Source organism: Pseudomonas reidholzensis (genome assembly GCF_900536025.1).
Classification (GTDB): Bacteria; Pseudomonadota; Gammaproteobacteria; order Pseudomonadales; family Pseudomonadaceae; genus Aquipseudomonas; species Aquipseudomonas reidholzensis.
The window spans coordinates 1-11748 of the sequence record NZ_UNOZ01000037.1; the positions used below are offsets into that span (position 1 = coordinate 1).

At 64.5% G+C, this 11748-nt stretch carries 11 protein-coding genes and 1 tRNA gene; 6 read left to right on the forward strand and 6 right to left on the reverse strand.

What is annotated here, in order from left to right; translation table 11 throughout:
- Positions 1 to 441 precede the first annotated feature (441 nt).
- Positions 442 to 1245, reverse strand: a complete 804-nt coding sequence (locus tag CCOS865_RS25350) for an MOSC domain-containing protein (protein ID WP_119146054.1) — start codon at positions 1243 to 1245, stop codon at positions 442 to 444.
- A gap of 63 nt (positions 1246 to 1308) precedes the next feature.
- A complete protein-coding gene (locus CCOS865_RS25355) occupies positions 1309 to 2244 on the reverse strand; it encodes a chemotaxis protein CheV (protein ID WP_119146056.1) in 936 nt (311 codons plus the stop codon).
- A gap of 351 nt (positions 2245 to 2595) precedes the next feature.
- Here CCOS865_RS25355 and CCOS865_RS25360 point away from each other — a divergent pair, with 351 nt between their 5' ends.
- From CCOS865_RS25360 to CCOS865_RS25370, 3 genes are all read left to right on the forward strand, one after another.
- A complete protein-coding gene (locus tag CCOS865_RS25360) occupies positions 2596 to 3066 on the forward strand; it encodes a histidine kinase (protein ID WP_119146402.1) in 471 nt (156 codons plus the stop codon).
- A gap of 376 nt (positions 3067 to 3442) precedes the next feature.
- Complete coding sequence (locus tag CCOS865_RS25365; protein WP_119146058.1) at positions 3443 to 4339, forward strand: sensor histidine kinase; 897 nt, start codon at positions 3443 to 3445, stop codon at positions 4337 to 4339.
- Positions 4329 to 4988 (forward strand): response regulator, encoded by a 660-nt coding sequence (locus CCOS865_RS25370; protein ID WP_119146060.1) that lies wholly within the window; start codon positions 4329 to 4331, stop codon positions 4986 to 4988. The genes CCOS865_RS25365 and CCOS865_RS25370 overlap by 11 nt, the downstream gene beginning before the upstream one ends.
- Here the strand turns inward: CCOS865_RS25370 and yegS are convergent.
- The gene (gene yegS / locus CCOS865_RS25375) at positions 4972 to 5859 is read right to left on the reverse strand and encodes a lipid kinase YegS (protein ID WP_119146062.1); all 888 of its coding nucleotides are present in this window, start codon (positions 5857 to 5859) and stop codon (positions 4972 to 4974) included. The genes CCOS865_RS25370 and yegS overlap by 17 nt on opposite strands.
- Positions 5860 to 6243: 384 nt before the next feature.
- Between yegS and CCOS865_RS25380 the strand changes: the two genes are divergently transcribed.
- On the forward strand, positions 6244 to 7491 hold the full coding sequence (locus CCOS865_RS25380; protein ID WP_119146064.1) for a glycosyltransferase family 4 protein: 1248 nt from the start codon (positions 6244 to 6246) through the stop codon (positions 7489 to 7491).
- On the opposite strand, the gene CCOS865_RS25385 is transcribed toward CCOS865_RS25380, so the two are convergent.
- Positions 7480 to 8667: a molybdopterin molybdotransferase MoeA gene (locus CCOS865_RS25385; RefSeq protein ID WP_119146404.1), complete on the reverse strand. Its 1188-nt coding sequence runs from the start codon at positions 8665 to 8667 to the stop codon at positions 7480 to 7482. The genes CCOS865_RS25380 and CCOS865_RS25385 overlap by 12 nt on opposite strands.
- 22 nt (positions 8668 to 8689) lie before the next feature.
- Positions 8690 to 9229 carry a molybdenum cofactor biosynthesis protein B gene (gene moaB, locus CCOS865_RS25390; RefSeq protein ID WP_119146066.1) on the reverse strand — a complete coding sequence of 180 codons (540 nt, stop codon included), beginning with the start codon at positions 9227 to 9229 and terminating at the stop codon, positions 8690 to 8692.
- A gap of 178 nt (positions 9230 to 9407) precedes the next feature.
- On the opposite strand from moaB, the gene CCOS865_RS25395 reads away from it, so the two are divergent.
- The gene (locus CCOS865_RS25395) at positions 9408 to 9629 is read left to right on the forward strand and encodes a YgdI/YgdR family lipoprotein (RefSeq protein WP_119146068.1); all 222 of its coding nucleotides are present in this window, start codon (positions 9408 to 9410) and stop codon (positions 9627 to 9629) included.
- 81 nt (positions 9630 to 9710) lie between these two features.
- Positions 9711 to 9787 (forward strand) — tRNA-Pro (locus tag CCOS865_RS25400).
- A gap of 235 nt (positions 9788 to 10022) precedes the next feature.
- On the opposite strand, the gene mqo is transcribed toward CCOS865_RS25400, so the two are convergent.
- On the reverse strand, positions 10023 to 11618 hold the full coding sequence (gene mqo, locus CCOS865_RS25405; protein ID WP_119146070.1) for a malate dehydrogenase (quinone): 1596 nt from the start codon (positions 11616 to 11618) through the stop codon (positions 10023 to 10025).
- Between the last annotated feature and the right edge of the window lie 130 nt (positions 11619 to 11748).

Genomic DNA, 11748 nt, shown 5'->3' on the forward strand with positions numbered 1-11748 from the left:
TGCCGGTGGGGGCGCGTTTTGGGTATCGAGCTTATCCGGTTGATGGGGGGCTGCTGCTGGCCCCTTCCGCCCTTACGGCGGGTCACTTTTTTTCTTGGAAAAAAGTAACCAAAAACCGCTTGCTCCTGCATCCGGCCCTTCGCTGCGCTACGGGTTCCCTCACTCCGGTCTTGCTCCCGCGAGGACCGGGCTGTACGGGCCAGGAAGGCCCGTACAGCCCGGTCCTCGCGGGAGCAAGGCCGGAGTGAGGGAACCCGTAGCGCAGCGAAGGGCCGGATGTAGGAGCAAGCGGTTTTTGGTTACTTTTTTCCAAGAAAAAAAGTGACCCGCCGTAAGGGCGGAAGGGGCCGGCAGCCTCGCCACAACGAACGGATATGCTCACCAACCCCAGCCCCCCCCCAAAAAAACCCGACTCATCAGCAACCACCCCGACCAACGCACCTACTTGAGGACTTCGACCTCCATCCCCAAGGCAATCTCCCCACTCCCATCCACCGCCAGGTTCTGCCCAAACAACACATCCCCGTCCCGCTCACGAAACGTCTTCAACGTCGCCAAAGGCTCCCGATCAGCACTGCGCTCACCGGTCCGCGGATCCAGGGTCGTAAGAATGCAGCGCACACTAGGCTTGAGCACCCTGAACGTCATCTCACCAATGCGAATCCGCTTCCAGCCATCCTCGGCGAACGGCTCAGCCCCGTGCACCACCAGGTTCGGCCTGAACCGCAACATCTCCAGCTCACGACCCACCCGCCGATTCAGCTCATCCAGCGAACCCTGCCCAATCAGCAACAACGGAAACCCATCCGGAAACGCCGCCCGATCACTGTTCAAACCATACCCACTGGGCAGGTAACGCGCCCGCTGCTCAGGGCAATACACCAAGCGCACCGGCTTGCCGAGCAACTCGCTGAGCCACCCCGCCGCCTCATCGCCAGCGTCCGGCACCCGCAGCGTGTCACGCCAGATGGTCACACCGCGCAAATCTTCGTCATCAGCAGGCACCGCCACCTCGAGCGGCGTCTGCCCTGGCGCCTCCAGCAGCAGCCGCCCTGCCTCGCCCAGGCTCGCCTTGAGCTGGGTCAGCCGCGGCCAGGCGCGCTGGGTGAGGAAGCGCCCATTCGACGCCTCCACCACCAACCAGCGCCGATCACCGCGCAACCCCAACAGGTCCACAGCCGAAGCCTCCAGGCTTTGCGCCTGGCACGACTTCACCGGATACCGATACAACCCACTCAGAAACATCCCTGCCTCACCTGCCGCCAGCTGAAAACGCCTAGCTTATACCCGGCAGGCCAGGGGCAGGTATCACGCAGGCGCGTGGTCGAGCATCAAGCGCTGGCGCACCACGTCCACCAGGCGGTCCGGCTGGAACTTGGAGAGGAAGTTGTCGCACCCGACCTTCTTCACCATCGACTCGTTGAAGCTGCCCGACAACGAGGTATGCAGCACCACGTAGAGCCCGCGCAGGCGCGGATCGGAACGGATCTCGGTGGTCAGCCGGTAGCCGTCCATCTCGGGCATCTCGGCATCGGTGAAGATCATCAGCAGTTTTTCACACAGGTCCTCGCCGGCATCCGCCCAGCCCTTGAGCATGCGCAGGGCCTTGAGACCGTCGCTGGCGACATGCAGCTTGACCCCCAGCTGGGACAGCGTGTCGCGCAACTGCGCCAGGGCCACGCTGGAGTCATCCACCAGCAGCACCTCGCGGCCACGGGCACGGGCCAGGACCGGATCGGCGAGCTTGTCGTTGGAGACCTTGGCGTTGTACGGCACGATCTCGGCCAACACCTTCTCGACATCGATGATCTCCACCAACTGCTCCTCGACCTTGGTGATCGCGGTCAGGTAGTGCTGGCGGCCGGCGCTGGTCGGCGGCGGCATGATCGCCTCCCAGTTCATGTTGACGATGCGGTCGACCCCGCCGACCAGGAAGGCCTGCACCGAACGGTTGTACTCGGTGACGATGATGGTGCTGTCTGGGCCCGGCTGCAGCGGGCGCATGCCGATCGCCTGGGACAGGTCGATGACCGGCAGGGTCTGGCCGCGCAGGTTGACCACCCCACAGACAAAGGCGTGGCGCTGCGGCATCAGGGTCAGCTTGGGCAGCTGCAGGACTTCCTGGACCTTGAACACGTTGATCGCGAACAACTGGCGACCGGCCAGGCGGAACATCAGGATTTCCAGCCGGTTCTCACCTACCAGTTGCGTACGTTGGTCTACAGTGTCGAGAATACCAGCCATTGCAAAACCCCCAGGCATGAGTCGGGAAAAGTAGGATCATCCGTCCTGTATCGGCGGACAGTCGCCCAGCTTGACCCCTTCAGGAAAAAGCCTCGCGGGCAATTGATATCACTTTACCATCATGATTTACTGCTGCCACTTCCCCGCCTCGCAGCCCCTGCGACACCTGGCCGCAGCTGACGCGCCATCAGGGTTTCCCCTAGACGGCAATCGGGCACAACCTGATGTTCGCGCTATCCATTAGCCATTAATGTGACGCCATTCTCATTGCATGAACGGAGTCAGGCTTTTGCTAGCACGTGTCCCGGTGTGCCCCAGCCTTGCTGCCGTCCTGTGTGCAGGAGGGTCATGATGCAAAGCACCCCGCTGCCCCCCAGTGCGCTGCAGGACTTTCTGCTGGATGCCCAGGTTTCGCTGAGCCAGGCCCAGGAATGCCTGCAGCACCTGCAGATGATCGATAACGATCCCGATGCCTGCCTCTGCCTGGACGACACCCTGGGCAGCCTCGCCGTGCGCGCCGAAACCCTCGGCCTCGAGCAGGTGGCCGAGTACACGTCGGCCCTGCGCGACCTGCTCGCGCCCGCCTGCGGCGATCAGCACCTGCAGACCGCAGCGCTGCCGTCGGTGCAGGCGTGCCTCGACCTGCTCGCTTGGCAACTGGAGCTGCTCGATGCCCACACCGGACGCCTCGACCTCGACCCCAGCGAACAGCACCTGCTGCTCGTGCAACTGGCCAGTGCGCTCGATCAACCGCACGCGCAAACGTGTGCGTCAGGGAAGGCAAAGCACCCCGCACGCCATTCCGCCGATCCAGAAAAATAACAATTGTTACGTGTTCGCAACTAAGCGCATGTAAGCAAGCGTGTTCAAAAGTTGACTAAGTTACACAAGATATTCCCAAGCGCGCCGCTGCTTAGTTGCAGTCGGCACACCCCCCTGCAGCGCCATAATGGCATTCTGCTAGTTGACGGACTTCGCCAGACTGCCTCATCACCCCGCAAAACCGGAGGTTTCGCCGCATTGGGCAATCGCGACCAATCACACTTGAAGTGATACCATGCGCGCAAATGAATGCAGGCAGCGCCGATAGCCGTCAATTGAATACACGCTGGACGATTGATTGAAAGCAGGACGCCAAAGCCTCTGGTCAGACACGTGCACGGCCTCCAACAGCATTAACTCAGTGGCTTCCCTATCTATGCTTCCACGCTTGAAGATTCCCCTGCGTCGCTGCTCGCGCACCGCCGTGCTGCGCTGGGTCACCGCAGCGCTCTGTGTGGCATCACTGACCGCCAACCTGGCGCTGCACTACCAAACCTTGCCACTGCCACTCAGCGTGATCCTGCTGCAACTGGCCGCCGTGCTCGGCGTCGCCTGGCAACTGGGCCAATGGGCACGCTCGGTCAACCTGCGCCCGGCCGAGCTGGCTGATCGCATGCTCAAGGTCCAGGAGAGCGAGCGCCAACGCCTGAGCCGCGAACTGCACGACGACATCGGCCAACTGCTCACCGCCGCCAAGCTGCAACTCGACTGGCTGCAGCGGCGGATGCCGAGCGACCTGCACGGGCACTGCGCGACGTTGCGCAGCACCCTCGACGAGACCCTGGGCAACGTGCGCAACGTCTCCGCGCTGCTCAATCCGCGGCAACTGGCCAGCCTTGGCCTCGAGGCCAGCCTGCGCGCGCACCTGCTGCGCACCCTGGCCAACAGCGACCTGCAGTGGAGCCTGGAGTGCCAGCAACGGCTGGGCGGCATCAGTGACGCTGCCAGCATGGCCGCCTTTCGGATTACCCAGGAAGCCGTGACCAACGTGCTCCGCCACGCCCAGGCGCGCAACCTGAACATTCAGCTGCGGCGCGCCCCTGAAGGCCTGGCCCTGTCGATCCAGGACGACGGCCGCGGGTTCGTCCCGGCCGACAGCCCGGCCGAGGCAGGCCAGCGCGGCATGGCCGGCATGCATGAACGGGTCAGCGCATTGCAAGGACGCCTGACCGTCACCAGCCAGCCCGGCCAAGGCACGCGCATCGACGCGCTGTTCCCGTGGCCACCCCGTACTCATGAACGCGCCAGGACCCCCGCTACCCATGACCTGTAGATTATTGCTGGTGGATGACCACTCGCTCATCCGCGCCGGCGTTCGCGCCCTGGTTGCAGACATTCCTGGCTACACGGTGGTAGGCGAAGCCGACGACGGCGGGCAATTGCTGGAACTGGTCCGGCGACTCACCCCCGACATCGTCCTGCTGGACATTTCGATGCGTTCGACCAGTGGCCTGGACGCCCTCACCCACCTGCGCGCCCACGGCGATGCCTGCAAGGTCCTGATCCTGTCGATGCACACCGACCCGGAGCTGATCATGCGCGCGCTCGAAAGCGGCGCCCATGGCTACCTGCTCAAGGACACCACCGCCACCGAGCTGGAGCAGGCCCTGGCGGCGCTGCGCGCCGACGAACGCTACCTGAGCCCGGCGATCGCCCACACGGTGATCAACCAGGCGCTGCAGCAGGCACACAACGGCAAGCAGAGCACCAGCGAGCGGCACAACCTGACCGAGCGCCAGCTGGAAATCCTCCGGCTGATCGTGCGCGGCAAGTCCACGCGGGAAATCGCCCACGGCCTGGGGCTGTCGATCAAGACCGTGGAAAGCCACCGCTCGCAGGTCATGAAGCGCCTGCAAATCTACGACGTCGCCGGCCTGGTGCTGTTCGCGGTCCGCGAGAAGATCATCAGCCTGGACGACTGAGCAGCGCCGAGTGCGCCGGCAAATGCACGCGCAACGCCGCCGGCATCGCCTCGAAGCGCAGGCTGTCGGCCTGCAACGGCTCGCCGTCGAGGTTGATGTCCAAGCCCTGCGAGCTCTTGATCTCTACCCACGGCAGGCGCGCCCGGACGAACAAGCCCTCCCCCGCGAGCAGGTCACGCAACGCCCCGACCATTTCCTGCGGCGCCGGCAGGATGCCGATGTCGAGCAGGCCATCATCGGCCAGCGCCTCAGGGCAAAGCACGTGCCCGCCGCCGGCCTGGCGGCCGTTGCCGATACCCAGCGCCAACAGATCACCCTGCCAGTGGAAATCCGGCCCCTGCAGCTCGACCGAGGCGGCCTGCAGCTCACTGAAGCGCGACAGCCCGGTGAACAGGTAGGCGGCGGCGCCGATGACCTTTTTCAGGTCTTCCGAAGTGTTGGCCGTGACCTGGCTGCCGAAGCCACCGGTGGCCATGTTCAGGAACAGCTGATCACCCACCCGCCCGAGGTCGATCGGACACGGCGGCTGATCGAGCAGTGCCAGTGCCTCGGCCGGCTCCAGCGGCACGCCGGCGGCCTTGGCAAAATCATTCGCCGTGCCCAGCGGCAGCAGCACCAGGCTGGCCTCGGTGCGGGCGAAACCCATGGCCTCGGCGACATCGCGCAGGGTGCCGTCGCCGCCACCGGCGACGATATGGCTGTAGCCGGCCTGCAGCGCTTCGCCGACCAATCGCTGGGCATCGCCCGCCTCCCAGGTCAGCCGCACATCGAGGTGCCAACCGCGCTCGCGTACAGCAGTCACTGCCGCCCGCACGTCCTCATTCAAGGCCTGCTTGCCATGCAGGACCAACATTGCCTTGCGCTCGCCCATCACGTCCCCCTCCCAGAAAAGAATCCAACTTCAATCTCGACCATGGCCAAAGGCGAATTGCTGCACTCGCCGGACAATTGCCCGCGCAATGACCGAATCCGATTGAAAGCCGGGAGCCACAGGCGCATGATCGACAGATATTTGGCAAGCCGTGTGAGCGCGCTCAACGGATGGCCATTTTATTGACGCACATCTTCGCCAACCGCCTGACCCCGGTCTACACGACCTGCTTGGCGGTTGCACTGCAGGGCTGCGAGTGGCTGGGCGAAGCGCACCGCGTACGCTTTACTGATACCTATGGACGCGCCGCGACAGCCCACGCTGGCTGACAGTTCGCAGCTCGCCTTGCCATCCATTGCCCGGCCGCCCGCGAGGATTGGGACGATGCGCATACTGTGGACACTGCCCTACCTGCCCTGGCCTACCACCAGCGGCAGCAAGACGCGGCAATATCACCTGCTGCGCGAACTCGCCCAGCACGGCCACCGGATCACCTTGCTGGTGCAGTCCAAAGTCCCCCTCGGCGACAGCGCCCGCGAAGCCCTGGAGCCATTGGTAGAGCGCTTGATCGTGCTGCCCAGGCGGCCGTTGCACAGCCCACTCAACCTGCTCGCCTCGCCCATCATCGACTACCCCATGCGGGCGATCATTCACGGCCTGGCGCCTTGCCTGCGCCACCAGTTCGAACAGTTGCTGGACGAGCCCTGGGACGTGATCCAGATCGAGCACAGCTACAGCTTCCAGCCCTTCGAAAAGGCCCTGCAGGCGCGCGGCCTGCCGTACATGCTCAGCGAGCACACCCTCGAATCGGTGATGGGCGCCGCCTGCCACGACCGCCTGCCGCTGTGGCTCAGACCACTCAATGCATTCGACCGCTGGCGCTACCGGCGCTGGGAGCAACGGGTCCTGCGCCAACCCAGCGAAGTGGTGGCGGTCAGCGCCCATGATGCCGAACTGATCAGCCAGATCAGCGGCAGGCCGGTCAACGTCGTGGTCAATGGTGTGGATTGCGATCACTACCAGGACGTGCGCCCCGCCGCGCACAGCCAACGCCTGCTGTTCGTGGGCAATTTCGAGTACGGGGCCAACCTCGAGGCGATCGAGTGGGCGCTGGAAGAGATCCTGCCGCAGGTGTGGATGAGCAACCCGGCGGTACGCCTGGCGATCGCCGGGCATGCGCTGCCAGCGAGCTGGAAACTGCACTGGAACGACCCGCGTATCGAATGGATCGGCTACCGCCCCGACCTGCGTGAACTGCAGCGGCGCTCGGCGCTGTTCTTCGCCCCGCTACGCTACGCCGGGGGCTCCAAGGTGAAGATACTCGAGGCGATGGCCGCCGGCCTGCCGGTGATCAGCACCAGCAAGGGCGTCTCGGGGCTGGCCCTGAACAATGGCGAACATTACCTGGGCAGCGATGACAGCGGCCAGTTGGCCCTGCAGATCAACCAACTGCTCAACCAGCCGTGGCGCATGGCCCAACTGGGCGAAACCGGTCGCCAGTTCGTCCGCCAGCGGCACGACTGGAGCGTCGCCGCACAGCAACTGGAAACCGTGCACATGCGCCTGACCCAGGCGGCGCCGGCGCCCCAGCCAAGCGCCAGCGCAGTGTTGCTCGGGCGCTCAGCCAAGTAGCTCGCTGAGCGGAATGAACCACACCCGGTCACCTTGCTGCGGCGTGCTGCCTTCGCGCACCTCGACCAGGCCTTCGGCCCAGGCGGCGCTGCGCAGTACACCGGAGCTCTGGTTCTTGTAGATGCGCACCCGACCGTCTTCGATACGCGCCCGCAGGTACTCGCGACGGGTCCCGGCCTTGGGCCAGTCGAAGCCCGCCTCGACGCTGAAACGCAACGGCTCGACCTTGGCCACGCCTTGGCGGCGCAGCAGGTAGGGCCGCGTCAGCAAGCCGAAGGTGACCAGGGTCGAGGCCGGATTACCCGGCAGGCCGATCACCGGCACGCCGCGATAATGACCAAAGGTCAGCGGCTTGCCCGGTTTGATCGCCAGCTTCCACAGCGCCAGCTCCCCGGCTTCGCGCAGGGCGATGCCGAGGTAGTCGGCTTCACCCACCGATACCCCGCCGGTAGACAGGATCAGGTCGACATCGCCCAGGCCTGCCAGGCAGTCACGGGTACGTTGCAGGTCATCGGCAATGATTCCGACATCCACCACCTCGCAGCCCAGCCGCTGCAGCCAGCTGGCCAGCAGACGGCGGTTGCTGTTGTAGATCTGCCCAGGGCCCAGCGGCAGGCCGGGCTCGACCAGCTCGTCACCGGTCGACAACACCGCCACGCGGACCCTGCGCACCACCTCGAGACGGGCATGCCCGAGCGTGGCGGCCAGGCCCAGTTCGATCGGCCCCAGGCGTGTGCCGGCGCTCATCACCTGCTCGCCAACACGGGTTTCCTGGCCTTGCGGACGGACGTTCTGCTCGGGCCGCAGCGGCTCGAGGAAGCGCACCCGGCCATCGTCCAGCACCTCGGCGTTCTCCTGCATCTCGACGCAGTCGGCGCCCGCGGGCAACGGCGCGCCGGTGAAAATCCGCGCACAGGTGCCGGGCTGCAAGGCTGGCGGCGCATGGCCGGCGAAGATCCGCTGGCTCACCGGCAACGCGTCACCGTGCCAGTCGGCCAGGCGCAGGGCGTAGCCGTCCATGGCGCTGTTGGGCCACGGCGGCAGGTCGAGCTCGGCGACCAGGTCGACCGCCAGCACCCGGCCCTCGGCCTCGGCCAGGCTGACCGTCTCGGTGTCGCCGATCGGCGCCGATTCGGCCAGCGCCAGCAAACGTTGCAGGGCTTCTTCGACCGGCATCAACGGCCGCTGCTGCGCGCCTTCAACCACGGCTGGCACAGGCCGCTGCCTGCTTCAGGTGAGGAACGAAATTGCACGGCCGATGGCGGGCGTCGAGCTGCTCGGCGAGGATCCCGTCCCACCCGGTGCGCACCGCATTGGTCGAGCCCGGCAGGCAGCAGACCAGGGTGCCGTTGGCAAGCCCGGCCAGCGCGCGCGACTGCACGGTCGAGGTGCCGATATCGGCGACCGAGATCTGCCGGAACAGCTCACCAAAGCCGTCCACCTGTTTGTCCAGCAGGCAGGCAACGGCCTCCGGAGTGCTGTCACGACCGGTGAAGCCGGTGCCGCCGGTGATCAGCACCACCTGCACCTGCTCGTCGGCGATCCAGGTCGCGACCTGGGCGCGGATCTTGTAGAGGTCGTCCTTGAGCAGCACGCGGTCCGCCAACTGATGACCCGCGCCGGTGAGGCGGTCGACGAACAGCTGGCCGGAGGTGTCGGTGTCGAAGGTGCGGGTATCGCTGACCGTCAGCACGGCGATGTTCAGCGGCACGAAAGGGGTATCTGCCTTGGCTTTCATGGGGGTCCGTCACAGGGGAAGAGATGCCTGTGTTTATATCACAGGGTACCGCGGGCTCGAGCGCAGGCGTTGCTGTCGATCAATGCCTGGGCATTGGCGCTATGCTGCACTGTGCAAGGAACTTGGATGGACGCGCTGCGTCTTAATGTCATCAAGCACCCTCGACTGGAGAAACATGATGATTCAACGGACCCTTCCCGCCTTTCTGCTTGCCCTGGGCCTGGGCGCCCTCGCCGGCTGCGCATCGCCGGCCGTCATCACCTTGAACGATGGCCGTGAGATCCAGACGGTGGACTCGCCACAGTACGACGAAGACGCCGGCTTCTACGAATTCGAGCAACTCGATGGCAAGCGTACGCGCATCAACAAAGACCAGATCCGCACCGTGAAAGAGCTCTGATTCAGGCCGGTTTTTTGGCAAACAGTCTTTTTACAACAAGGGCTTGCGTCGAAAAATGGCTTGCAGTAGGATTTCGTTCATCGGAGTGTAGCGCAGCCAGGTAGCGCGTCTCGTTCGGGACGAGAAGGCCGCAGGTTCGAATCCTGTCTCTCCGACCAAATCCTGTTCACATCAAGCCCGCCCTGCGCGGGCTTTTTGTTGCCTGCGGGAAACCATCCCGCATCTGTGTCGCCCTTTTCGCGGGCAAGCCCGCTCCCACAGGGTCCGGGCAATTCATGCTATCTGTGATCAACACGAAAACCTGTGGGAGCGGGCTTGCCCGCGAAAAGGGCGACACCGATCCGCGGGTAAAAAAACGCCTCCCGAAGGAGGCGCCGTGATGCAAGCGACGGGTTACTGCGTAGCGGTCGCCTGGACCAGTGCCTGCTCAGCCTGCACCGGCACGTACAGCAGTTGCAGACGCTCACTGCTCCACTCGCGGGTGCTGTTGGTCAGCTCAAGGTCGTTGTTCAGCTTCTGGCCATAAGTCGGCACGATCTGCTTGAGCTTGGCCTGCCACTCGGGGCTCTTGACGCGGTCCTTGAAGGTCTTTTCCAGCACCGTCAGCATGATCGGCGCAGCGGTCGAGGCACCCGGCGATGCGCCCAGCAGCGCGGCAATGCTGCCGTCCTGGGAGGCCACCACTTCAGTACCGAACTGCAAGACGCCACCCAGTTGCGGGTCCTTCTTGATCACCTGCACGCGCTGGCCTGCCTGGAGCAGCTTCCAGTCTTCGTTCTTGGCGTTCGGGAAGTACTCGCGCAGGTTGTCCATGCGGTCGTCGAAGCTGAGCATCAGCTGGCCCATCAGGTAGGTGCTGAGGTCGATGTTGTCGATCCCGGCATGCACCATCGGGCTGATGTTGTGGCTGGTCAGCGAGGCGAACATGTCCAGCAGCGAGCCATTTTTCAGGTACTTGGTGGAGAAGGTCGCGAACGGGCCGAACAGCAGCACTTCCTTGCCATCGATCACCCGCGTGTCGAGGTGCGGCACGGACATCGGCGGCGCACCGACCGAGGCCTTGCCGTACAGCTTGGCTTTGTGGCGGGCAACGATGTCCGGGTTGTCGGTCATCAGGAACTGGCCACCGACCGGGAAGCCGGCATAGCCTTCGGCTTCCGGGATCGCCGATTTCTGCAGCAGCTTGAGCGCGCCACCCCCGGCACCGATGAAGACGAACTTGGCGTTGACGCTGGTTTCCTTGCCGCCGTTGGCGAGGTCGGCGACCACGACATTCCAGCTGCCGTTTTCAGCGCGAACGATGTCCCGCACTTCGTGGCGCAGGTGCAGCTGGACATTCGGGTTGCGGCTCATCGAGGCGAACAGCTGACGGGTGATCTCGCCGAAGTTGACGTCGGTACCGATCGCCATGCGGGTGGCCGCGACCTTCTGCTCAGGCGCCCGGCCTTCCATCACCAGCGGCACCCACTGGCGGATCTGCTCGTGGTCTTCGCTGATCTCCATGCCGCGGAACAGCGAGCTGTGCTGCAGCGCAGCGACGCGCTTGTGGAGGAAGGCGATGTTCTCCTCACCCCAGACAAAGCTCATGTGCGGCACGTTGTTGATGAACGACTTCGGGTTGCTCAGCACGCCCTGCTCGACCTGGTAGGCCCAGAACTGCTTGGAGATCTCGAACTGCTCGTTGACCCCGACCGCCTTGCTGATGTCGATCGTGCCGTCCTTGCCTTCGCTGGTGTAGTTCAGCTCACAGAAGGCCGAGTGGCCGGTACCGGCGTTGTTCCAGGCGTTGGAGCTTTCTTCGGCAACCTGGTCCATGCGCTCGTAGACGTCGACCTTCCAGTCCGGTTGCAGCTCGGTGAGGTAGGTCCCCAGGCTGGCGCTCATGATGCCGCCGCCGATCAGCAGGACGTCGACGGATTTCTGCGGCTCGCTGGGCTTGGAGCAGCCGATGACGCTCAGGCAGAGGAGCGTCAGCAGTATTTTTTTCATTGTTCAATCCAATTGAGGTGAAGTGACTGGCAGACCGCTCCCCCCGCATATGCACGCCCGGATTGTTGTTCTGGCCGGGCTGATCCTGGTGTCAGCCATGGCCTGGGGTATCGATGAATCGGAGACGACC

Excerpts from the sequence above, each read along its gene's own strand:
- yegS (WP_119146062.1), bottom strand. The coding sequence starts at position 5,859 with ATGGGCGAGCGCAAGGCAATGTTGGTCCTGCATGGCAAGCAGGCCTTG.
- CCOS865_RS25355 (WP_119146056.1), bottom strand. The coding sequence starts at position 2,244 with ATGGCTGGTATTCTCGACACTGTAGACCAACGTACGCAACTGGTAGGT.
- CCOS865_RS25370 (WP_119146060.1), top strand. The coding sequence starts at position 4,329 with ATGACCTGTAGATTATTGCTGGTGGATGACCACTCGCTCATCCGCGCC.
- CCOS865_RS25380 (WP_119146064.1), top strand. The coding sequence starts at position 6,244 with ATGCGCATACTGTGGACACTGCCCTACCTGCCCTGGCCTACCACCAGC.
- mqo (WP_119146070.1), bottom strand. The coding sequence starts at position 11,618 with ATGAAAAAAATACTGCTGACGCTCCTCTGCCTGAGCGTCATCGGCTGC.
- CCOS865_RS25360 (WP_119146402.1), top strand. The coding sequence starts at position 2,596 with ATGCAAAGCACCCCGCTGCCCCCCAGTGCGCTGCAGGACTTTCTGCTG.
- CCOS865_RS25385 (WP_119146404.1), bottom strand. The coding sequence starts at position 8,667 with ATGCCGGTCGAAGAAGCCCTGCAACGTTTGCTGGCGCTGGCCGAATCG.
- moaB (WP_119146066.1), bottom strand. The coding sequence starts at position 9,229 with ATGAAAGCCAAGGCAGATACCCCTTTCGTGCCGCTGAACATCGCCGTG.
- CCOS865_RS25395 (WP_119146068.1), top strand. The coding sequence starts at position 9,408 with ATGATTCAACGGACCCTTCCCGCCTTTCTGCTTGCCCTGGGCCTGGGC.
- CCOS865_RS25350 (WP_119146054.1), bottom strand. The coding sequence starts at position 1,245 with ATGTTTCTGAGTGGGTTGTATCGGTATCCGGTGAAGTCGTGCCAGGCG.
- CCOS865_RS25365 (WP_119146058.1), top strand. The coding sequence starts at position 3,443 with ATGCTTCCACGCTTGAAGATTCCCCTGCGTCGCTGCTCGCGCACCGCC.